The following is a 20,918-nucleotide window of genomic DNA, read 5'->3' as shown; positions in this document are numbered from 1 at the left end:
GGGGATGATCACGACAGTCAGGGCACCTCGAAGAAGAGGCACTACGTCGGTGAGGGATGACACGAGCGACAACTCTCTGGCTACAGCCGGGCCGAGGTTATGGCCTGGCACTGCAGCACCAGGTGCGGCTCGAAGCCGGACTCCCGGAGCAATTCCATCAGTCAGCCCCAACCGGCGACTGGAGCCAACGCATAGAGCCTCCACCGATCCCGGAGCGGTTCACTACGGCGACGACAGCGGCGCGAGCCACTCCGCCTGGAGCTGGGGAGAGAAGAATTTCACGCCGCTCTCGACGACCGAGGTGGCCGGGTTCAGGGTGTCCTGAAGTGCAACGAGGTCGATCACAGCACCGGCCTGCAGCTCAACAATCGTGGACACTTCCTGCGAAATTAGCGCCGGGGCCGCCCCTGGGATGTCCGCGGTGTCCTGCCGGTCCTGGGCGAAGCCACCCCCATTGACTCTGATGGTCAGTAGGCGACTCCCTGTTTCAGACTCGGTGTAGCGCCAGAGAAGCCTTCCCTTGAGGAGATAGCGACCGGGAGTCTGGACAACCAGGGCCGAGTTCACCGGATCGAACACCATGCCCGTTTGGTAGTCGGCGTTGGTGAAAGTGATCCGAGTCTGCATTTGGTCGGGGATGGTCTGGTCCTCTGTGGCGAAGATGCTCGCGCCGATATTGACCGTGGGTCCGGGCGGTCCGGGAGGTCCGGGCGGTCCTGGCTCTCCGGGCTGTCCGGACTCTCCGGGCGGTCCTGATGGTCCGGGCTCTCCGGGCGGTCCTGATGGTCCGGGCGGTCCGGGCAGTCCCTTGCACTTGTCGTAGTTGTCCTCGTCGCCGCCATGCAGCCCACTTGTCGAGGAACTTCGGCTGGCCGCTGGATGTGGCTTGCAGTCGCCGTCGCCCGCAGACGTCGACACCACCGCGTCCGCTGCGTCGAGAGTCTGTACTGCTGCCACTCCGGGGGATGCGATGGCTGCGAGCACGAGGGCGAGCGAGGCCATAACACCGCCCACCACGCTCGCTCTCCTCGGCAGCGGGCCGAAGACCCCTTTTCTCCTGTGGTGGCGATCCATGTAGTCCTCCCTGCAGAACAGAATCAGGTGGTGATCCAAGGCAGCTTGCAGTGACCCCGTTTCACCGAAGCGACAACACATCCAGCCTCGACCCGAATACCAACCCTTCGGCGTATGCAGCGCTATCACCGACCGCGTCTGATCAGGAACCAGCCCCTGCCGAACGCGCAATCGGCCCTGGCTCCTTACAGGAGGTTCAAAGACACCCACTTAGCTTGTTCTTTAAGTGCGCCACGAGCGCAGAGAGTGAGGTTGATGTAGGTAGACCCACTTGATGCGGTGCTGTGCAGATGATGAAGGTTTGTGGCCCTTCGGCGTCGCCCTCCGCGCCCACCAGCACAAAGGCCCCCAGCCGATCATGGCTGGGGGCCTTTGACATCCACATCTGACATCAACGGGCACGGTCACTCACGGCCGGGCCGCCTCTTGAGTGGCCGGTCCATGTGGCTGACAGCCTCGCGCTGCGTGTCCTGGACGATCTACGGGTTCAAGGCGGCTCGCTCCGCTCGCCGCGCGCTCCCCGGCTCACCGCCGGGGACCGACGCTCCTGTTTCCGCCCCGCTCCGGGCCCCGGCTCCGCCGGTCGCGCGACTAGAGCGAGCCGTCTTGGCCGAGGTGAAAACGCCCGGCACGGGGCTGGGGCGGTCGATGCTCCGAGCTTTAAGCAGCCACCATGGGGCGAGCCCCTAAGATCTTGGAGCCGATCGGGCTAGTGCGGGCAGGCTGGGAGCCAGCCCGATTCGCGGCTAGCGTAGGGCCCCAAGATCACTCGGGCCCCATGGCAGCTCCCGCCCAAAGCCTCTCCACACCGCCCGCGCGGTACAGTGCCGGTCCCTGGAGGGGGGATCATGAAGAATCCGTTTATAGACGGCGGCTTGCTGGACAGGGCAATGCCCTACGTAGGTTTGATCACCACGTTTTATCTTCTGGTCCAGGGTCTGCGGCTGTACCGCTCGGGAAGCTCCGTGCTGTGGGCTCTTGGCGCCGGGGTCCTGATGTTGATCGCGTGCCTCGACATATACCGACAGCTGCGGACGCGTAGGGATCACACGTAAGCCGGGGTACAGCAGCGAAGTACAGCAAACCACCGCGATCGCAGCCGACCGGTCTCGGCCCCAGGACGACGGCTGACCAGCCGAGCAGACCTCAGTGACCGGCCCGCCGGTGGTTCGCATCGAGGGGGTCTGGGGTTCAAATCCCCACAGGTCCACTGCCTACTGCCATGCCACCGCAGCTGAGAGTTCCTGTCGGAGAAGTCCGGTAGGGACTCCTCGGCGTCGTACGGCAGTTAAGTACAGCAACCACATCTGATCTGTGCCGCCCAGGTGCTTGCCCACCTTCCTTCGCAGCGCCTTCCGCGTGGCCTCGAAGGGGATGTGGGTGTACACCTCCATCTCGGCGATCCGGCTATGCGGAGAATCTGCATCGCGATGCGCGGGTGCACATCGAGGGCTGCCGGCAGTGGCTCGAAGGTGTGCCGGGTGTCGTGCAGGCGGATCTTGCGGACGTCGGCCGCCGTCGGCCGGCCGCAAAAGCCCGGTTGACGTTCCGCGGTTCGATCGGCGTCCGGAACCGGGTGGTGAACACGAAGTTGGTCTGGTCATCGACCAACTTGCGGTTGATTCGCTGTAGCTGGTGCTCGACGGTGATCTCACTGCAGGAACCTGCGAGCCTCCCCGAGTAGCCGCAGGCGTACGGTCCCCTGATCATGCTCGATCGCCAACCGGACAGGACACCCGCCAAGCCGCTCCGCCGCCTCACGAGGCGTGTGCTCAGGGCGAGTACAGATCTCGTCGCCGCTCTTGGAGGTGTCCCCTCCGTAGTTGACGCCTTCGGGCATGCCGTAGTCGTCGAAGCTGCTGGTGTTGACCGCGCGGGTGCGCCGGCTCGGTTTCCCGCGAGTGGGTCAGCCGTGTGCGGGGACTGCGTGAGCGGTTCCTCGGTTGCCCGTTCCTGCGGGGGTTGCTCCGTTCGTACTACGACGACTCAGCAGGTACGTGCACACGCAGCTAGGGTGACAAATGATCCAAATCGGATCATCAGCGACTAGTGGAGGAATCCATGCGTATCGCGCGCATATTCGGCGTCTGTGCACTGACGGCGGCGGCCCTGATGGGCACGAGCCTCACGGCCCACGCGCAGTCGGGCGGGGATGACGATCGGGGCGGCGACTTGAAGTACGAGATCGTCCAGGAGGACTTCCCGGACTCGCCCAGCGGTGAAGAGCAGACGGTCCTGTGCCCGTCCGGATTGAAGGTCCTCGGTGGTGGCGTCCGGGTGAACAGCCTCGATTCCGTCGTTGTCCGGAGCAGTTACCCCGCTGCGGACGGTAGCGGTTGGGTGGGTGCCGCGCTTGACACCACCGAGGTCGACCTGACCGTCTACGCCATCTGCGCCAAGGTCAAGAACGGCTGACCCTGCTCCGACCGATCCAGGTCGGTGCGGACGGAGGAGCAACCGGAACGCGGGCAGGTGTCTCCGCCGTGTTCCGGTTGTCCGCCTCTGCGGACCCGTTGCGAGGTCGCCGTGGCCTTGCTCCAGTGCGACCTGGCCAGGATGGTGACCTGGCGACGGGATCATCCCGTGGGCAGACGCGCCCGAGCGGACGGGCCGAGTAGACGTCGAGGCTCCCCGCTGGGAGCGGCCAAGGTGGTCACGAAGAGGAGCTACGGGTCAGAAGGGCGCTGACATCCATCGACATCAACGACGATGGACGGCAGCGCCCTTGGCGCGCTGGTCCTGGTGGCCGGGGTGGTCAGTCCGGCCGTGGCCACGGCTCAGAGCATGCGTGAACGCGTGAACGCGTGAACGCGTGAGAGCGTCGAGCGGCCGGTCGCGCCGGTAGTTCGCTTCGAGGGGCAGCGGCGTGACATTTACAGCTGACATCAACGGCGGTGCACAGCAGCAATACTGAGTGGCCATCAGCAACGTCAATGCCCATGGTGTGAGCAGGTATGACCGCTGTCCGGTCGAACTTACAAAGCCGATGCCGGCGGTTCGAAACCGTCCGCGCCCACCAGCAGGAAGCACGGCAAAGGCCCAGGTCACCGGTAGTGAACCGGAGGCCTGAGCCTTCTTCGTTCCTCCGCGATGCGGGCGGGACGAGGTGTCGTGCCAGTTACGTGCCAGATGCCACCTCGGCAGGCATGGACGGCCTGACCTTCTTGATCTGCTCGGCGACGTCAGCGGCGATCGCATGGTCCCGCCCGTTGACCAGGTGCTGATAGATCAGCGCGGCCCGCACCGATGAGTGCCCCCATGCGCTGCATAAGCTCACGCGTTGTCGCGCCGCCGGTCGCAGCGAGCGTGTTGCCCTGTGCCGGAGATCGTGAAAGTACACGTCCCCGAGTCCGGCCTGCGTCTTGAGCAGGGATTCTTCTGTCGCGGGGTGCCGCGGTTGCGATAGGAGGGCCGCAGCAGGTTGATGCCTCGGGCGGCGAGGAATGGGTCGAGTTCGGCGGCGATGTAGTCAACGCGATCCTGTACCAGGGCCGGACGGGCTGTCAGTGGGACTTCCTGCCGCACGGTCTGACGCCCCGCAGCGCGGTGTACTACTACTTCGCCAAGTGGCGGGACGATGGCGCCGATCAGAGCGCTGGGCATGCATGACGCGGTCAACCTCGACCGTGGCGGCTCCACCGCCATGTCGGTCGAGGGCGCACTGGTCAACCGGCCGAACGGCCGTCGGTGACGCCCTTGTCTTCGTGAACACCCCTTACCACGACAGCAAGAACTGATGCTGTCACCACCGCGATGACTGGCCCGGGCCTCTTGGCCCGGGCCAGTCCTGTCCAGCACTTCTCCGATACGACCGACCGGGCCCCCCGGCGCCGTTACCTTCTTCCCGGCCATGAGACACGCCGCGGATCCCATGTGCCCACGACGGTTCGTCCCCGAGCGAAATGTGCCTGGATTACTCCAAGCTGACGATTATTTTGCCGTCTCTTTTCCTGTCCGGTCCTATGCGGGCACGGCCACGTCACTCGTGGCTCCGAGGGTCCTTGCTGCATGGCCGTAACGAATGCGCGGCCCATTCGCAGAAGGAACACGTATGCCCCTGTCCCGCCGTACCATCCTGGGCTCCTCCCTCGCCGTCGCAGCCGCGCCCGTCCTTCTCGGCGCCACCAGCGCCTCCGCCGAGGCCCTCACCGGCAACGCCGACCGACTTCCCGACGGTTTGTTCACCCTCGGTGTCGCGTCCGGCGACCCGCTGCCCGACGGCGTAGTGCTGTGGACCCGTCTCGCCCCGGACCCGCTCAACGGCGGCGGCATGCCCGCACGCCTGGTACCCGTCTCCTGGCAGGTCTCCGACAACCCGCGCTTCACCCGCATCCGCGCGGCCGGCACCGCCATCGCACGGCCCGAGTCCGGCCACAGTGTCCACGTCGAGGTACAGGGCCTGGAGGCCGACCGCGAGTACTGGTACCGCTTCCGCGCCGGCAAGGAGCTCTCCCCAGCCGGCCGCACCCGTACCGCCCCGGCGTACGGCAGCGACCCTGGCCAGCTCAACTTCCTCTTCGCCTCCTGCCAGAACTGGCAGGACGGCTACTACACCGCGTGGAGACACGCGGCCCAAGAGGACATAGCGTTCGTCGCGTTCCTCGGCGACTACATCTACGAGTCGATGCCCAGCAGCACCACCCTTCGCATGCACGAGGGCAGCGACGAGCCCTACAGCCTGGAGCAGTACCGCAACCGCTACGCCCAGTACCATTCAGACGCCGACCTCCAGGCCGCTCACGCGCACGCTCCGTGGATCGTCACCCTGGACGACCACGAGATCGACAACAACTGGGCCGACGAAATTCCGCAGGACCCCGCCACCCAGACCCGCGAGGCCTTCCTCGCCCGCCGCGAGGCTGCCCTCCAGGCGTACTACGAGCACATGCCGCTGCGTCTCTCCGCCAAGCCGCAGAGCATTGACATGCAGGTCTACCGCCGTCTTCGCTACGGCACGCTGGCGACCTTCCACGTCCTGGACACCCGCCAGTACCGCAGTGACCAGATCACCACGCTCGCCCAGGCCGAGGACCCGTCGCGCACCATGACGGGTGACGAGCAGGAGCGCTGGCTGCTGCGTGGCCTGGAGGGCTCCGACACCCGCTGGAACCTGCTGGCCAACCAGGTCATGTGGGCCCAGAACGACCGCACCGCCGGCTCCGCCCAGACCTACGACTTCGACAACTGGGACGGCTACCGAGCCCAGCGCCGCCGCCTGCTGGAGTTCTTCGGCGCCGGCCGCACCTCCAATCCGGTGGTGCTGACCGGTGACCGTCACGCCACCTGGGTCTGCGACCTCAAGCCCGACTTCGACGACCCCGCGTCGCCGGTCGTCGCGGCAGAGATCACCGGCACCTCGATCACTTCCGGCAGCAACGGCGACCCCGCCGCCTTCCACCGCACCTACGACCCGATCATGGCGGACAGCCCGCACTGGAAGTACATCGACAACCGGCGCGGCTACGTCCTGTGCCATCTGACCCGTGACCGTCTCAACGCCTCGCTGCGCACCGTCTCCACGGTCCGGAGCCAGGACGCCACGGTCGCCACTGCGGCGACATTCACCGTCGAGAACGGCCGGCCCGGCATCCAGCTCACCGGCGAGCCCCTGCCTGCCGTGTAAGACTGCCCAAGTCAGCCTCTGAGGAAGGCTGACCTGACGGACGTCACACGTCCGAGACTCAGTCGCACCCCTTCCAGCGCCCCGTCGACCGCGCATGGGTCGACGGGGCGCCCGCCGTCGCGTCGGTCGAGGCAGGCTACGCAGCGATCATGTTCGGTAGGACAACGGCTTCTTAGGCCACGGCGCCACGCCTGCGCACGACCACCAAGGCCACGACCGCACCCGCGCCGAGCCCACCACCGATGGCAAGGAGTTGACGTCGCGTCGGCCGCCGGTCGTCGGCGGACGCAGGCGGGGAGGTCGCCCACCACCGGCGCGCCGGAACGCCAGTACCGCCACGCCCGGCCGGTAGTGACGCGGTCGGGAAAGGCGTACGTGTACCTGGGGCTTGTGTCGGTCGAGATTCTGGGGAAGATCGCGGAGGCTTTGAGAGACGCCCCGGCGACGCATCCCTAGACGAGTAGTTCCGTTGTCCGGGCTACTGAGCAGGTTTGGTGCCGGGTGCGCATGGTCGGGTCATCGTCGTGCCCTCGGGGGCTGCTGGAGGCTGATGTACGGCAGCTGATCCAGTTCGAGTGATGGCCCCAGTGGTCCGTCAGCCGATGGACGAGCTGTACATGCGGGCGATCCGGCGGATCTCCTCCAGCGGGTACGGGGTCTCCCTGCTCTGGAGCTGGAGCTTGCGATTGAAGTCCGACATCACTGCGGCGAGCGGCGCGTGTCGGGCGAGGATCGCCGCGGCCTCCTCTGGGATGCCTGTGGGGCGCTTGCCCTCTGCGTAGGCGCGCACCAGCGCGTAGCGGCCGTCCCGGTCCTCCCTCTGGTACCCGTACAGAGCGGTGACCAGCCAGTTCACCAGATACGTCGCGGTGTAACAGCGGTCGTAGCTCTGATGCCGGTCGAAGAAGTCGGCCTCGTCCTGCGACAGCTCGAACCGGGAGGAGATTGCGAGGCCGTAGTCCGCAAAGTAGAGGCGCCGGCCGTCGGTAAGGATGTTCTCGAAGTGCGCGTCGAAGTGCAGGAGCCCCCGGGCGTTCATGAACGAGGTTCCAGCTTCCAGGTTCTTCTCCACCATGGCGCAGGCTCGGTCGGCCGCCTTGTCGCCTGCTTCGACCTGAATGCCCAGCCACTGGTGCAGGTTCTGCGGGATGTACTCCAGGAACAGCGCGACGCTCGCCGAGGACTGCTGGAGAGCCTCGATCCGGCGGCGCACCTGCGATCCGCCGCCCCAGTAGGCAACAGCCCGTTCGACGTCGGTCAGTTCCTCGGGCAGGGGCGTCGAGTCCGGCAGCACCCTCCAGTGGTACATCAGGGGGAAGCCCTCGTATTCCCCCGCGAGCACCCAGTTCGTCGTCATGGTGTGCACGGCGAGCTCTCTCCAGGCCCCGAAGCCCGGCCCGCCGATGGTGCCGATGCCGTACTGGCAGAAGACGGGCAGCTCGAACAGATTCGCCGTGGACCGGACGTGCTCAGGTTGCCTCTCCAAGTCGGTGAGGGGCACCCGCTTCACGAAGACCGGGGTTCCGGCGACCTCCATCAGGGCCGACTTCCCGCCGATGCCGGATCCGATCGGCACGGCCGTGTCCACGAGCTCGCGCAGGGCGCGATCACTGCACAAGGCCAGGGATGTGGAGACGGCGCTATGGGCGCTGAGACGCGCACGGTGCGACATGTCAGGGCACTTCACTCTGCCTCCACCTGGGCACCGACCTTGATCCGGCAATGGCTACGCACTCCCGCCGGGCGCGATCACGCTCGACACGTGGCTCTGCGGTTTGCCCTCCGGAGCGGGCAGAGGGCGTCCAGGATCCGTGTGATGACAGACCTGAACACCCTCTTGACCGCACTTTACGTGAAGATCGACGACGGGATCGGGGGAACGCGATGCCTTGGCAGACCACCTCTGCTCAGCGACTTCGAGCTAGCCAGTCCACATGCCCGCTCGTGCCCGCTCAGTCGGAGACGAGCGGGGAACCACGGGGAATCACGGCGGTGTGGACGCTCTCGATGGACTGAAGTGACCCCGGGTATACGAATGCCCCCTCATGCCGAAGCGGAGAGGGGGGTGGCGTCGTGTTCGCGGTATCAGGACAGGGCGGAGGTGAGCATGATCGTCGTGCCCGTGAGGGCCTGGCTCACCGGGCAATTGACCTTCGCGTCCTCGGCCGCCGCCTTGAAGGCGGCCTCGTCGACATCCGGCACCTGGCCCACCACCGTGAGGTGGATTCCGGTGATGCCGGTGCCCGGCTGGAAGGTGACCGCGGCTTTCGTCGTGAGCAGCGTCGGTGGAGTTCCGGCCTTGGTGAGAGTGTTCGCCAGAGCCATTGAGAAGCAGCTGGAGTGGGCGGCGGCGATCAGCTCTTCGGGGCTGGTCTTCCCGTGCGGCTCCTCGGCGCGAGAAGCCCAGGTCACGGGGAAGTGGCCGACTCCCGAAGAATCGAGCGTGACCTCCCCGAAGCCCTTGAGAAGTTCGCCTTCCCACTCGGTGTGAGCGGTGCGCGTGGTGGCCACGATGAATCCCTCCTGTGTACGGATGACGTCTCCCTGATCGTCCGCCCTACGACGGCCGGCCCGGGCTTGCGACGCGCCGTACCGCACGGACTCGCCGGTCCGTGTGTCCGCGAGAGGCGTCGCCGGGCCAGGTCGATCCCTTCGCCGGCAAACCAGCCCACAGGGCTGCCGTCCGGGGGTGAGCAACAGCGGTAAAGCGGTTGTCCCGGGACGGACGATCGGCCGCGATCACCACCGATTCCCTGATCGAGAACGTTGCACAGAACGTCAGGCGGCATAGCCTTGATGTATTGCCACGCTTGCCCCGGCCCCGTGCCGCTGGGCGGCATCCGGCGGCGACTGCGGCAACCCGTGCTCACCCGTGTCGAGCGGGTGGCCGGTGAGCAACGCCGACGAGAGGACAAGCCATGAGCACCTCGACTCCCGACGAACACGGGCCCCCGACCGAGGCGCCTTCCAAAGAGGAAACCCAGTCCGCAGCGGAGGCGGCGGAAACCCAGGCCGCCCTGATCGATCTCGCGAACAGCGTGGCCCTGCTGCCGCAGGCACCGCCGGCCGAGGGCGAGGAGGAGCGTCCCGAGGGCGCTATAGCCCTGCCGGTGATCGAACAGGACGGCAATCGATACATCCCCGTCTTCACCACCGAGGACGCGCTCGTGGCGGCCGGGGGAGACCCCGCCACCGCGCTCCGCATCCCCGTCGTCGAGCTGGCCGCGAACTGGCCGGCGGACGACCTGTGGCTGGCTGTCAACCCGTCCACTGAAGAGGGCCTCGCCCTTCCCCCCGACCTGGTGCGGGCGCTGCCCGGCTTCAGCCGGAGCAACGGCCAGGCAGGCCGGTCGGACCAGGCTGGTGCGGAGGGAGGTGGCACCGAAGAGCCGGGCTAGACCCCGACCTGTACGACCCGCCCCCGTCCGCTCGTCAGCCGGTGGCTCCGGCCCGGCCGGCACTGGCCGTGGACGGCAGACTGTCCTCGGCAGCCGCCGCGCGGACGACCCCCGAGGACAGACCAGTCAGCGCTTCCGTCGGGTCATGACGTGCGCCGCGAGAACTCGTAGCCGAGTGCGCCGGAGCCGCCGATCGTGGTCAGCATCTCCTCGTTTGGAACTGGTGTTGCCGCTGATCAGGAGCTGCCCGCTGCAGTTGATGGTGTATCCCTGAGCGGAGGCGAAATCGCTGGGGACGCTGAAGGTGCCGGTCTGGCTCGTCCTGGGGTGGGGGATGTCGGGAGCCGACCCGGTGATGGGGGTAGTCGACGAAGGCGGAGGCGTAGGTGCCGGCCGTTCCGTACACGACGGACAGATCGTCCGCGGTGCCGCCACTGCTGCGATGCGGCCCGTCAACGCCACGCCGTAATCGCTGTTGATCAGCTCGCCGGTGCCGTTGAAGTTGGTGTCCAGCTCACCGGTGCGGTTGTTCACGGCCACCACCATCGCCGTCGCCTTCGCCCAGACCGTGGACACCGAAGCGGTCAGCTTGCGTAATGCCATGTGGGTCCCCCAGCGGATTCTCGAGCTGATGCCCGTGCTCGTGCGGCGTGCATGCCAGCGAGTTGTCAGGCCGGCGGGAGAATTGGGCAACCCGCTTCCTCTTGGTATGTCCAGAAGGTGCTATAGGTAGCATTAGTGGATTAACGCGCCTGGATGCCCCTTGTGTTGGCGCCGTCCCGCAGCCGTAGAGGGGTTGGGGGGAATTTTCGCGGGCTCCTCGCGGGTTGGCGTCCGATGAGTGTTGGTGATCGCTTGGGGAGGGTTAATGTCCGAGGTATCCGAGATGCCTGAGGTGTCCGAGGTGTCTGAGGTCGGAGTGCGGGGGGCTGTCGCGGACGGTTTCGACGGCGTACGGGAGGAGTTCGCCGCCGTACTCGCCGAAGGGATCACCACTTCCGGCGCACAGCTCGTGGCGTATCTGAACGGGCGGCAGGTCGTCGATCTGTGGGCCGGGGAAGGGACGGCGGGCGATTCGCTCACCGGCGTCTACTCCGTCAGCAAGGGCGCGGCCCACCTTGTTGTCGCGCTGCTCGTCCAGGACGGTGTGCTCGACCTCGATCGCGAAGTCGCCCACTACTGGCCGGAGTTCGCGGCCGAAGGGAAGGGACGACTCACTCTGCGGCAGCTCCTCGGGCACAGGGCCGGGGTGATCGGCGTCGAGGGCGGGTTCAGCACGGCGGAGCTGGCCGACGACCGGGTGCTTGCCGAACGGCTCGCGGGGCAGCGTCCGTTCTGGGAGCCGGGCACGGCGTACGGCTACCACGGCCTTGTGATCGCTGCCCTCACCGGCGAGGTAGCGCGCCGGGTCACCGGGCGGTCGATCCAGGAGCTCTTCGAAGAGCGGATCAGGGCTCCGTACGGGCTGGACTTCCACCTCGGTCTGCCCGAGGCGCTCGAATCGCGATACCTGGACGTGCTGCCGATGCAGCCCACCCCGGAGCAGCGCGCCGAACTGGACGCCAACGCGCCGGACCCGAAGAGCCTTGCTGCGATCGCCTTCAACACTCACGCCGAGCCGCCCACGGACCTGTTGGACTTCATCAACACACGTGCCGTGCGGGCGCTTGGCCAGGCATCGGCCGCCGGCGTCGCGAACGCGCGCGGGGTGGCGGCGATGTACGCGGCGGCGATCAGCGAGGTCGACGGCCGGGCGCCGCTGCTCAGGCCGGAGACGATCGCGGAGTTCGCCCGGCTGACCACGGCGGGCGTCGATATGGTCTCGGGTGAGGTGGGCCACTTCGGCCTCGGCTTCCAGGCGTTGGGGATGCGGTACCCCTTCCTCGGCACGGACGCGTTCGGCCACAGTGGCGCAGCGGGGGCCCAGGGCTTCGCCGATCCGGGCAGTGGGGTCGCGTACGGCTACGTCCGGCGCCGGTTCGCTTTCCCGGGCGGCGCAGCCCCGGAGAGCGAGCGGCTGGCGGCGGCGGTCGTGCGGGCTGCGGCGGGAGTGTAGGCGGTAGCCGGCAGGCGGTAGGCGATAGGCGTGGTTCGGGGCCGCACCCGCAGGTCAGGGTGCGGCCCCGCCCGCTGCCGCATGTCAGAGGGCGGTCCCGCCTGTCTCCGCAGGTCAGGCTGCGGTCCCGCCCGTTTCCTGCGGCATTGTCAGACCCGCGAGGCACACTGAATACATGTGCCGCAGCATTAAGACTCTCCGCCCGCCCGTCCTCCCCGAAGAGGCCACCGAGGACGACATCCACGCCGCCGCCCTGCAGTACGTACGCAAGGTGTCCGGCTTCCGCGCCCCCGCCGCGCACAATCGCGAGGTCTTCGACCAGGCCGTCGACGAGATGGCCGAGGCGACCCGCAAGCTGCTCGACGGGCTCGAAGTGCGCGGGTCCCGTGGGTCCGGCGAGGCCGCTAAGAGGCCGGTTCGGGCGTCGGCGTCTGTGTCGGGCGCCGCATGACATAGGCCGCCAGCGCGCCCGCGGCGAACAGCGCGAGGACCGAGACCGCCGCGCCGATCCAGCTCGCGCCCAGCCATGCGCCGCCGAAGTAGCCGAGGCCCACGCTGTAACCCGCCCAGGCCACGCCCGCCAGGGCCGACCAGGGCAGGAACTCCTTCACCCTGCGGTGTGCCGCGCCCGCGCCCAGGGAGACGACCGAGCGGCCGGCCGGGGCGAAGCGTGCGATCACGACAAGCGCGCCACCGCCGCGGCTGAGGGCCGTGCCAAGACGTTGCTGCGCGCTGGTCAGCTTGCGCGAGCGGGCGATCGCCCGGTCCAGGCGGTCACCGCCGCGCCAGGCCAGCCGGTACGCGACGAGGTCGCCGAGCACGGACGCGGTGGCCGCGCACAGGATCAGGACGAGGAGCGAGGGCACTTCTTGCGGGACCCGGCCGGCCGCGGCCTCGACGGACGCGGTGGCCGTGGCGGTGGTCGAGCCCGCCGCGGCCGCGGTCGCCGCCGTGATCACCAGGACTCCGCTGGGCAGCACGGGCAGGAAGACGTCGAGAAGTACGGAAAGGGCCACCACCGCGTAGATCCATGGGCTGCCGGTCAGCGACCCCACACTCTCGAGCACCCGAACTCCCCGGATTCGTGAAATACGCCGCGACGTCGCAGGGGAGCGGCAGGGGCGGCTGTACAGCTGTACAGCGTACGCCTGGGGTTCATCTCGAGATCGCCAGGGGGCCGCGGATGTTGTAAGCCTCACTTCGATCCGGCGGCCGCGGGATGCACGAAGCGCCCGGTCCCTCGTCGTACGGAGCCGGGCGCTCTACGTGCTACGCGCTGATGGACCGTCAGGCCAGGGTTGCCAGGTCAAGGTTGCAGGTCGGGGCTGTCAGGCCGCGACCGCCGTGGCCTGCTCATTGCGCTCCTCGTCGTCCGCCGGCGGGCTCTCGCCGCGCGGGGTGAACACCCGCTCCAGCGCGAGTGCGCCCGGGCCCGTGAAGACCAGCAGCAGGAAGGCCCAGCAGAAGACCGCGGCGCCCTCGCCGCTGTTCTGCAGGGGGAAGAGTGCCTTGGGCTGGTGGACCGTGAAGTACGCGTACGCCATCGAGCCCGACGCGATGAACGCGGAGGTGCGGGTGCCCAGGCCGAGCAGCACCAGGGTGCCGCCGCCCAGCTCGATCACCGCGGCGTACCAGCCGGGCCAGGTGCCGGCCGGGATGATGCCGCCGCCCCCCGTGCCGCCGGGCACGCCGAACAGTGAGGCGGCGCCGTGGCAGGCGAAGAGCAGGCCGATGACGACGCGGAACAGGCCGAGGGTGTAGGGCTGGGCCTTGTTCAGGCGGCCGGACAGCGAGGGGGTGGAGGAGGAGTTGGGCATGGGGGGCTCCTTCGGTCTGGGGACATGAACCGACGAGGGAGGCCCTACGTTAGGCAGACCTAATCAATGCTTGCAAGTTCAACAGTTGGTCGCCGGCCAATTTTCGCCAGTGCTTCCGTGTCCCTGCGTGACGTTTCGAGCGTGCGCAGGGCGGCGCGCGCCACGGCGTCCGCGTCCGAGAGCGTCACCGAGTCCACGCCCGGCCTGGCCCCGGCCGCGGTCACCCAGTGCACGCCTTCGGTGGGCACTCCGATCGCGAAGCGCCGTGAGTGCGGGCGACCCTGACGGTTGATCAGACGGTACGGGCGCTGTGTTACGTCCAGCCCTCCGGTTTCGTAACCGTCGATCGTGTGCGGCCGGCACTGGCCCGTCTTCAGCAGTCGCCCGAGCAGCTCGTCGCAGGTCCGCCTGAGGTCCGGTTCCGGCAGCCGCGCCTCGATCAGCGTCGTCGCCGTGACGAAGGATCCGGGCACATCCGGCGACTCGGCGGTAAAGGCTCCGTCCAGGACCTCGTCCGACATCCCCATGGCGGTGCGCGGGCCGATCACATCGAGTACGCCCGCCTCGATGAGGGCCGTCATCTCCTCGATGCGGCGGCGCGGCGGGCCGATGGAGAGAAACGCGTTCAGCGGGGTGTACCAGCGGTCCAGGTGGTCGCGGCGGGAGCTGCCGGAGAGGCCGGCGTGGTCCACGATCAGGCGCAGCTCGTTGCGGAGATCGCGCAGTACATCGAGGGCGGCCTTCAGCGGGCCCGCGACATTGCCGAGCGCGGCCGCGGCGGCGTCCTCGCGCAGATGGGCGAGGAGCCAGGCGCGGTGCTCGGCGGGGGAGGCGAAGCGCTCGTCGGCGTACGGGCGCGAAATCCGGTCCCAGGACCAGCGGTCCGGGTGCGCGATGCAGAACTCGCCCAGTACGGCGGCTTCTTGGGGGCTGTCGTGGGGGGCGTCGAGGTAGCGGGCCCGGAAGTCGCGGAGGGCGAGGCCGTCCGGGGCGGGTTCGCGTGCCATGAGGAGCGCCTCGTAGTGGACCGTCTCCACTTCCTTGGCCACGAGCGGCCATATCTCGGTGAGGAAGTCGGGCGGGTCGCCCTCGTCCGCGCGTTTGCGGAAGACGGCGATCACGTCGGGTGTGAGCACCAGCGGCTCGTGCCGCCCGGACGTGCCCTTCGCGTTGTCGCCGCGCGCCTGGTACGGGACGCCGCGCCGGGATCCCGCATAGAGCCGCGGTTCGCGGCCGGAGGGGGTGTAGGTGAGCGCGCCGTCGTCACCGCGTACGAACGCGCCGCCACGGCCGGTTGTCAACAGCGCCATGTGGTCGAAGAAGTTGAGGCCGAGGCCGCGCAGCAGGACCGATTCTCCGGGGGCGATGGGGGAGAGGTCGAGGTCCGCGGGGTTGGCGGGCCCGAAGTAGCGCAGGCGGGGGTGGCGGGCGGCGTACTCGGAGAGGTGCGCCTGGGTCTGCCGGGAGACGACGGGCAGATGACCCTGCGCGAGGATCACGGCGGAGAGCCCGGTGATGGTGGTGCCGTCATCGAGGGTGAGGGTCTGGAGCGGGGAGGTGGCCGCGGGCGCGTCGGGGGCGGTGGCCGCGGGCGCGTCGGGGGCGGTGGCCGCGGGCGCGTCCGGTCCGGGGGCTGCGGGTCCGGGCGCGTCCGGTCCGGGGGCTTCGGCTGCGGGCGCCTCGGGTCCGGTGGCTTTGGGTGCGTCTGGTCCGGTCGCCGCGGGTGCGGTTGCGTCGCCCGCCGCGCGGGGACGGGGCACCGTGGCGCGCGCGCCCGCCTGCGCCGCGGATGCCGTGGCGTGCGCTTCCGGTCGCGGACGCGTGGTGGCCGCCTGCGCCCCGCCTCCCGCGGTCCCCTCCCGGTCGTCCTCGAGCCGTACCGCCCGTGCCGGGTGTACTTCCACCGTCACCGACTCCGGGGCCGACGCCACCGACAGGCCGAATGCCCATTCCAGGTAGCGCCCGTAGCACGCCCGCGTCGGATAGTCGTCCGGGCCGAGCTTCTCCCCGGCGATCTCCGTCGCCCACTCGTACAGGCTTGGGCCCGGGCGGATCGGCCCCTCGCAGGCAACGCTGTCGTCCGTGAACAGCGTGACCTGCGACGCCACCGTGTTCATCAGCAGCTCCGCGGGCTGGTCCGTGCGCCAGACGCGGCCCGGGCCCGGGGGTGCCGGGTCGACGAGGTGGATCGTCAGCGGCGTGTCCGGGGTCAGTTCGGGGGCCGACGCGCAGAGTCGTTCGAGCACGGACGTGCCGCGCGGGCCCGCGCCGACGACCGCGATGGCGCGGGCACGGGCAGGGGCACCGGGGTGCGGAACTGCGGACCATGCGTCTCGTACGTCGGACAAAGCGGTGACTCCCGGGGCATGTGGGCTGCAGGGAAGCTGAACGTCCGGCTCATCATGCCGGGGGTGCGCCGGGAGTCGAACCCCTGGGGCCGAGGATCACCCTCCGCTGTGGGAAGGATCACGGCTCGCAGTCAACTCCCGCTCATCCGCCGTCACCAGCCGCGCGCGAGCGTCGGAGCCCGCCCCCACCACCCGCGCCTGCTCCAGCCGCAGGGTCGCCGAAGGGCCCCGCAGCATCAGCGTCATCAGCTGATTGCCGAACCACGGACCGCCCGTCCGTCCCCAGTTCACCGCCGACCTGCGCACGCGGCCATGGCGGGCCAGCGCATGGCCGAGCCGCCGGCCCACCCGGCTCCAGCCGAAGGTGAAGCCGAGCTGTATCAAGCGGGGGATGGAATTGTGCACGGGCGAGCAGGTCAGCTGCAGCACCCGGGAGTCGGGCTGCGCGCCGTCCGGCCACTCGGGCTCGGCGACGTACGCATGGTGCACATCGCCCGACAGCACACATACCGTTGCAGGCGCGTCCTCCCCGCTGCCGACCTCCGCGATCAGGGCCGTCAGCTTCTCGAAGGAGTCGGGGAAGGCCGCCCAGTGCTCCAAGTCGGCCCGTCTACGCAGGTCCTCGCCGATCCGCGCCCATCTCGCGCCCCGCTCACCGCGGCACAGCGCGGCGTTCCAGCTCTCCGCGTCGTGGATCAGCGGCGGCAGCAGCCATGGCAGCGAGGCGCCGATGAGCAGGTGGTCGTACGACCCCCGCTCGGCCAGCGCCTGTTCGCGCAGCCAGTGGGCCTCGTCCGCATCCAGCATCGTCCGCCGCTGCTCGTCCAGGACGCGGCCCGCGCGCGTGTCCACCATCAGCAGCCGGGTCCGGCCGAAGTCGCGGCGGTAACTCCAGCGCACACAGGCCGGGTCGGCGTCCGCCTCCTCGGCGAAGCGCCTGAGCCGGTCGGTCCCGTCGTCAGACGCCCGTACAGCCGCGTACAGCTCGTCCGACTCCAGCGCCGCCGGGGAGAGATTGCCCAGGTGCTGGTAGACCCAGTACGACATCAGGGCGCTGATCAGCCGCTTCTGCCACCACGGGGTAGCCCGCAACTCCGCCAGCCAGGACGCGCTGGTGTTCCAGTCGTCGATCACGTCATGGTCGTCGAAGATCATGCAGCTGGGGACGGTGGAGAGCAGCCAGCGCACCTCGGGGTCCAGCCAGGACTCGTCGTAGAGACGGGTGTACTCCTCGTAGTCCGCGACCTGAGTGCCGGGAGGCTCGCTCAGATCCCGGCGAGTGGCGAGCCATGCCTGGGTCGCCTTGGACGTCGCGTCCGCGTACACCTGGTCGCCCAGCAGGAGCAGCACATCGGGCCGTACGGCATCGGGCTCGGCTGCGAGCTTCGAGGCGAGGGTGTCGAGCGCGTCCGGGCCGATCGGGTCGTGCTCGTCGGCGGGCGCGGACGACCAGCGGCACGAGCCGAAGGACACCGTGACGCCGGAGGACGGGACGTCGGGCGTACGGATCGTGCTGGCCGGGAAGGGGGAGTCTTCCAGCGGCCAGACCCGGTGATCGTCGAGCAGCACCTCGTACTCCGTCGCCGTGCCGGGCGTCAGACCGGTGACGGGGATCAGCGCGTAGTGGTGGCCCTCGATCTGGAATGTGTGCGAAGTCCCCTTTGCGCCGTCCGCGCACCGGACCTCGGCCGTACACGGCCGGTCGGCCTCGACCCAGACGGTCGCGCTCCCGCCGGATTTCCAGTCGACGTACCGCAGCAGTGGTCCCAGGCGCAGCCCGGTCATGATTGCCCTCCTCTGTCGCACCGTACGGTACGGAACGACAGAGGGGGGCGAACAGGTTCCGGCCGGATCGTGGCCGGAGTGTAAGCGGCTGGTCAGCAGCCGTTCAGCACCGACTGCAGCGCGCTCTTCTCGGCCGAGTCCACCGACAGGCTCCACTGGTGCTTCACGTGCACCCACATCCGGGCGTACGTGCAGCGGTAGGCGGTCCGCGGCGGCAGCCACTCCGCCGGGTCCTTGTCGCTCTTGGCCTGGTTGACGTTGTCGGTGACGGCGATCAGCTGCGGGCGGGTGAGGTCGTTGGCGAAGGACTGCCGCTGGGCCGTGGTCCAGCTGCTCGCGCCGGAGCGCCAGGCTTCGGCGAGCGGCACTACGTGATCGATGTCCACGTCGGAGGCGAGGGACCACGTGGCGCCGTCGTACTCGGAGTACCAAGTGCCGCTGACCGCCGCACAGCTGGAGTCCTGCTGGACGTTCTGGCCGTCGCGCTTGAGCACGACTTCACGGGTGTTGCACGCGCCCGACTGGGTGATCCAGTGCGGGAACAAGTCGCGGCTGTAGCCGGTGGAGGAGCCTTCCGCCTTCACCGTCAGCTGGCCGAGGTAGGTACGGGCGGTGGCGGCGCTGATCGGGGTGGGCGGGGAGGCCTGCGCGGCGGGGGCGGTGGCGAGCAGACCGGTGGCGGCGAGGGCGGAGGTTGCGGCGAGTACGGCTATACGACGGAAGCGACGCGCGTAGACACCAGACATGCGAACTCCTTTGATGTGGGGGGAACTTGGCCGTTCGGGCGTGGCCATGGTGGCGGCGCCAGGTTTCTTGGGGATGGGCGCCAGGTAACAGGGTGGCGACATGAGCACGTCACATCAAGAGTTCGGACGCCTCCGGAACTCCCGGGGCTGCCCTGGACATCCATGGAAATCGCCGGACATAAGGGGTTCTGACGCCTCGGCACATGGCGTGCGGCGGCGTAGGGTTGCCGGGTGCTGCTGCCGGTCAATGTCACGTTCGGGGTCGCGCTGGCCGTGTTGCTGGCCGTCGCGGCGGCGGTGGTAGCCGTCGCTCATCTGGGGCGGGCGCGCGAGATCGCCGTGGCCGGAGTGCGGGCCGCGGTCCAACTCGGGGCCGTCTCCCTGGTGATCGGCTGGGTGGTCCGCTCCGTACCGCTGCTGCTCGCGTTTCTGCTGCTGATGTACGCGGTCGCGTTGCGCACGGCCGGCCGGCGCATCACCGCGAACAAGACCTGGTGGTGGGCCTGGCTGCCGATCGCCGCGGGCGTGGTGCCCGTCGTCTGTGCCCTGCTGCTCACGGGACTGGTCCCGGTGAAGGGCATCGCGCTGATCCCGGTGACCGGCATCCTCATCGGCGGCGCGCTCACCGCGACCGTGCTCGCCGGACGGCGGGCCCTGGACGAGCTGAGGCTGCGGCACGGCGAGGTGGAGGCGGGGATGGCGCTCGGGCTGCTCGACCGGGACGCCCGGATGGAGGTCGCGCGCGGGGCCGCGTCCGACGCGCTGCTGCCGGGGCTCGATCAGACCAGGACCGTGGGCCTGGTCACACTCCCGGGGGCATTCGTCGGCATGCTGCTCGGCGGGGCGTCACCGCTGCAGGCGGGCGCGGTGCAGCTGTTTGTGCTGGTCGCGCTGATGGCGGTGCAGGCGGTGGCGGTGTCGCTGGTGCTGGAGCTGGTGGCACGGGGGCGGCTCTACCGCGATCCGGACTGACGGTCGAGATGGCGTACCCTGAACGGAGCAGAAGGGGAGTAGCTCTTCGCCGGAACGTCGACATACTGCTGGGCCTCGTGCCCGGCCGGCGCCCGGAGGCGGACCTTTCGAGACTTCGGTGAGGTCTGCCAGCGAGACCTTCGGCCGCAGTGTCCATGTATGCATTCATGGTGCTGCCGTGCCGAAGCGACCCCTGAAACGCTCAGGTCTCTCGGCAGGGCTGCGCCCGACCGATTGAGGAATCCCAACCGTGATCAGCTTCACCGTCATGGCGGTTACCTTCGGCGTCGTCTTCCTCGCCGAACTCCCCGACAAGACCGCTCTCGCCGGTCTGATGCTCGGCACCCGTTACCGCGCCTCGTACGTCTTCGCGGGCGTCGCCGCCGCCTTCGCCGTCCATGTCACGCTCGCCGTCGCGGCGGGCAGCGTGCTGACCCTGCTGCCGCACCGGCTGGTGCAGGCGGTGGTCGGCCTGCTCTTCCTCGCGGGCGCGCTGGTGCTGCTGATGAAGAAGGACGACGGCGACGAGGAGGAGGTCAAGGCTCCGGCCGACCAGTCCTTCTGGAAGGTCTCCGGGGCGGGCTTCATGCTGATCCTGGTCGCGGAGTTCGGCGACCTGACCCAGATCATGACGGCGAACCTCGCGGCCCGCTACGACAACCCGCTCTCGGTGGGGACCGGCGCGGTGCTGGCGCTGTGGGCGGTCGCGGGGATGGGGATCCTGGGCGGGCGGACGCTGATGAAGTACGTGCCGCTCCGGCTGATCACGAGAGTGGCGGCGGGGTTGATGCTGGCGCTGGCGGGGTTCAGCCTGTTCGAGGCGCTGGCGGGGTAGCCCGCGGTGTGCGGGGCGCCTGCGGCGGGGCTGTTCCCCTCCCCGCCCCTTCCCGAAACCGGGGCTCCGCCCCGGCCCCGCGCCTCAATCTCCCCCAGACTTCGTCCGGGGGTCCCACGGGGCTGGATTTGCCGGGCCTGGCCCGGACTCAGGCCCTGCCTCCTCAATCGCCGGCAGCCCGCAGCGCCGGCAACGCCGACCTCGGCGGTGAGCGGTACTCCACCGAGACGCCCGGCGCCGACGGCTGCTACCCGAGCGACGGCC

General features: G+C 69.0%; 18 protein-coding genes and 2 pseudogenes. 10 read left to right on the top strand and 10 right to left on the bottom strand.

Going from position 1 to position 20,918, the window contains the following annotated elements; genetic code table 11:
• Positions 1-222 precede the first annotated feature (222 nt).
• The gene (locus ACWDO5_RS29385; RefSeq protein WP_450533424.1) at positions 223-627 is read right to left on the bottom strand and encodes a hypothetical protein; all 405 of its coding nucleotides are present in this window, start codon (positions 625-627) and stop codon (positions 223-225) included.
• A 2,508-nt stretch (positions 628-3,135) separates the two neighbouring features.
• On the opposite strand from ACWDO5_RS29385, the gene ACWDO5_RS29380 reads away from it, so the two are divergent.
• The gene (locus tag ACWDO5_RS29380; RefSeq protein WP_450533423.1) at positions 3,136-3,489 is read left to right on the top strand and encodes a hypothetical protein; all 354 of its coding nucleotides are present in this window, start codon (positions 3,136-3,138) and stop codon (positions 3,487-3,489) included.
• Between the two features lie 703 nt (positions 3,490-4,192).
• Here the strand turns inward: ACWDO5_RS29380 and ACWDO5_RS29375 are convergent.
• Positions 4,193-4,542, bottom strand: a pseudogene (locus ACWDO5_RS29375) (site-specific integrase); the annotation flags it as partial.
• On the opposite strand from ACWDO5_RS29375, the gene ACWDO5_RS29370 reads away from it, so the two are divergent.
• The 3 genes from ACWDO5_RS29370 to ACWDO5_RS29360 all read left to right on the top strand — a co-directional run bounded on the left by ACWDO5_RS29370 (position 4,477) and on the right by ACWDO5_RS29360 (position 6,697).
• The gene (locus ACWDO5_RS29370; protein WP_450533428.1) at positions 4,477-4,683 is read left to right on the top strand and encodes a transposase; all 207 of its coding nucleotides are present in this window, start codon (positions 4,477-4,479) and stop codon (positions 4,681-4,683) included. The pseudogene ACWDO5_RS29375 and the gene ACWDO5_RS29370 overlap by 66 nt on opposite strands.
• Entirely contained in the window at positions 4,652-4,765 is a 114-nt protein-coding gene (locus tag ACWDO5_RS29365; RefSeq protein WP_450533421.1) for a phosphodiester glycosidase family protein, read from the top strand. The genes ACWDO5_RS29370 and ACWDO5_RS29365 overlap by 32 nt, the downstream gene beginning before the upstream one ends.
• Positions 4,766-5,125: 360 nt before the next feature.
• Positions 5,126-6,697: an alkaline phosphatase D family protein gene (locus tag ACWDO5_RS29360; RefSeq protein ID WP_450533420.1), complete on the top strand. Its 1,572-nt coding sequence runs from the start codon at positions 5,126-5,128 to the stop codon at positions 6,695-6,697.
• 595 nt (positions 6,698-7,292) lie between these two features.
• Here ACWDO5_RS29360 and ACWDO5_RS29355 read toward each other — a convergent pair.
• The gene (locus tag ACWDO5_RS29355; protein ID WP_450533419.1) at positions 7,293-8,369 is read right to left on the bottom strand and encodes a protein kinase family protein; all 1,077 of its coding nucleotides are present in this window, start codon (positions 8,367-8,369) and stop codon (positions 7,293-7,295) included.
• 141 nt (positions 8,370-8,510) lie between these two features.
• Between ACWDO5_RS29355 and ACWDO5_RS29350 the strand changes: the two are divergent.
• Positions 8,511-8,621 (top strand): annotated as a pseudogene (locus ACWDO5_RS29350) (IS982 family transposase); the annotation flags it as partial.
• A gap of 161 nt (positions 8,622-8,782) precedes the next feature.
• On the opposite strand, the gene ACWDO5_RS29345 reads toward ACWDO5_RS29350, so the two are convergent.
• Positions 8,783-9,208, bottom strand: a complete 426-nt coding sequence (locus ACWDO5_RS29345) for an OsmC family peroxiredoxin (protein WP_450533417.1) — start codon at positions 9,206-9,208, stop codon at positions 8,783-8,785.
• A gap of 407 nt (positions 9,209-9,615) precedes the next feature.
• Here ACWDO5_RS29345 and ACWDO5_RS29340 point away from each other — a divergent pair, with 407 nt between their 5' ends.
• Entirely contained in the window at positions 9,616-10,095 is a 480-nt protein-coding gene (locus ACWDO5_RS29340) for an SseB family protein (protein WP_450533416.1), read from the top strand.
• Between the two features lie 126 nt (positions 10,096-10,221).
• On the opposite strand, the gene ACWDO5_RS29335 is transcribed toward ACWDO5_RS29340, so the two are convergent.
• Entirely contained in the window at positions 10,222-10,698 is a 477-nt protein-coding gene (locus ACWDO5_RS29335) for a hypothetical protein (protein ID WP_450533415.1), read from the bottom strand.
• Positions 10,699-10,963: 265 nt separating this feature from the next.
• Here ACWDO5_RS29335 and ACWDO5_RS29330 point away from each other — a divergent pair, with 265 nt between their 5' ends.
• Positions 10,964-12,151, top strand: a complete 1,188-nt coding sequence (locus tag ACWDO5_RS29330; protein ID WP_450533414.1) for a serine hydrolase domain-containing protein — start codon at positions 10,964-10,966, stop codon at positions 12,149-12,151.
• Positions 12,152-12,326: 175 nt separating this feature from the next.
• Positions 12,327-12,602, top strand: a complete 276-nt coding sequence (locus tag ACWDO5_RS29325; protein ID WP_450533413.1) for a DUF2277 domain-containing protein — start codon at positions 12,327-12,329, stop codon at positions 12,600-12,602.
• Here ACWDO5_RS29325 and ACWDO5_RS29320 read toward each other — a convergent pair.
• The 5 genes from ACWDO5_RS29320 to ACWDO5_RS29300 form a co-directional block, all read right to left on the bottom strand.
• Positions 12,556-13,218: a DedA family protein gene (locus ACWDO5_RS29320; RefSeq protein ID WP_450533412.1), complete on the bottom strand. Its 663-nt coding sequence runs from the start codon at positions 13,216-13,218 to the stop codon at positions 12,556-12,558. The genes ACWDO5_RS29325 and ACWDO5_RS29320 overlap by 47 nt on opposite strands.
• Positions 13,219-13,479: 261 nt before the next feature.
• Positions 13,480-13,941, bottom strand: coding sequence for a DoxX family protein (locus tag ACWDO5_RS29315; RefSeq protein ID WP_450533427.1), 462 nt, complete (start codon positions 13,939-13,941; stop codon positions 13,480-13,482).
• Positions 13,942-14,027: 86 nt separating this feature from the next.
• Positions 14,028-16,250: an FAD/NAD(P)-binding protein gene (locus ACWDO5_RS29310; protein ID WP_450533426.1), complete on the bottom strand. Its 2,223-nt coding sequence runs from the start codon at positions 16,248-16,250 to the stop codon at positions 14,028-14,030.
• 162 nt (positions 16,251-16,412) lie between these two features.
• Entirely contained in the window at positions 16,413-18,101 is a 1,689-nt protein-coding gene (locus ACWDO5_RS29305; RefSeq protein ID WP_450533411.1) for an alkaline phosphatase D family protein, read from the bottom strand.
• Between the two features lie 92 nt (positions 18,102-18,193).
• On the bottom strand, positions 18,194-18,847 hold the full coding sequence (locus ACWDO5_RS29300; RefSeq protein ID WP_450533410.1) for an HNH endonuclease family protein: 654 nt from the start codon (positions 18,845-18,847) through the stop codon (positions 18,194-18,196).
• Positions 18,848-19,078: 231 nt separating this feature from the next.
• Here ACWDO5_RS29300 and ACWDO5_RS29295 point away from each other — a divergent pair, with 231 nt between their 5' ends.
• Complete coding sequence (locus tag ACWDO5_RS29295) at positions 19,079-19,819, top strand: ABC transporter permease (RefSeq protein WP_450533409.1); 741 nt, start codon at positions 19,079-19,081, stop codon at positions 19,817-19,819.
• A 250-nt stretch (positions 19,820-20,069) separates the two neighbouring features.
• A complete protein-coding gene (locus ACWDO5_RS29290; protein WP_450533408.1) occupies positions 20,070-20,654 on the top strand; it encodes a TMEM165/GDT1 family protein in 585 nt (194 codons plus the stop codon).
• Positions 20,655-20,918: the final 264 nt, after the last annotated feature.

The sequence above is a fragment of the Streptomyces sp. NPDC000880 genome, assembly GCF_053599675.1.
The sequence above is the reverse complement of the archived record's forward strand: the minus strand, read 5'-3'. Positions and strand labels throughout refer to the sequence as shown.

Coding starts and splice junctions, on each gene's coding strand:
- ACWDO5_RS29385 (WP_450533424.1), bottom strand. CDS start 627: ATGCAGACTCGGATCACTTTCACCAACGCCGACTACCAAACGGGCATG.
- ACWDO5_RS29365 (WP_450533421.1), top strand. CDS start 4,652: ATGGCGCCGATCAGAGCGCTGGGCATGCATGACGCGGTCAACCTCGAC.
- ACWDO5_RS29325 (WP_450533413.1), top strand. CDS start 12,327: ATGTGCCGCAGCATTAAGACTCTCCGCCCGCCCGTCCTCCCCGAAGAG.
- ACWDO5_RS29340 (WP_450533416.1), top strand. CDS start 9,616: ATGAGCACCTCGACTCCCGACGAACACGGGCCCCCGACCGAGGCGCCT.
- ACWDO5_RS29335 (WP_450533415.1), bottom strand. CDS start 10,698: ATGGCATTACGCAAGCTGACCGCTTCGGTGTCCACGGTCTGGGCGAAG.
- ACWDO5_RS29355 (WP_450533419.1), bottom strand. CDS start 8,369: ATGTCGCACCGTGCGCGTCTCAGCGCCCATAGCGCCGTCTCCACATCC.
- ACWDO5_RS29300 (WP_450533410.1), bottom strand. CDS start 18,847: ATGTCTGGTGTCTACGCGCGTCGCTTCCGTCGTATAGCCGTACTCGCC.
- ACWDO5_RS29360 (WP_450533420.1), top strand. CDS start 5,126: ATGCCCCTGTCCCGCCGTACCATCCTGGGCTCCTCCCTCGCCGTCGCA.
- ACWDO5_RS29380 (WP_450533423.1), top strand. CDS start 3,136: ATGCGTATCGCGCGCATATTCGGCGTCTGTGCACTGACGGCGGCGGCC.
- ACWDO5_RS29330 (WP_450533414.1), top strand. CDS start 10,964: ATGTCCGAGGTATCCGAGATGCCTGAGGTGTCCGAGGTGTCTGAGGTC.
- ACWDO5_RS29305 (WP_450533411.1), bottom strand. CDS start 18,101: ATGACCGGGCTGCGCCTGGGACCACTGCTGCGGTACGTCGACTGGAAA.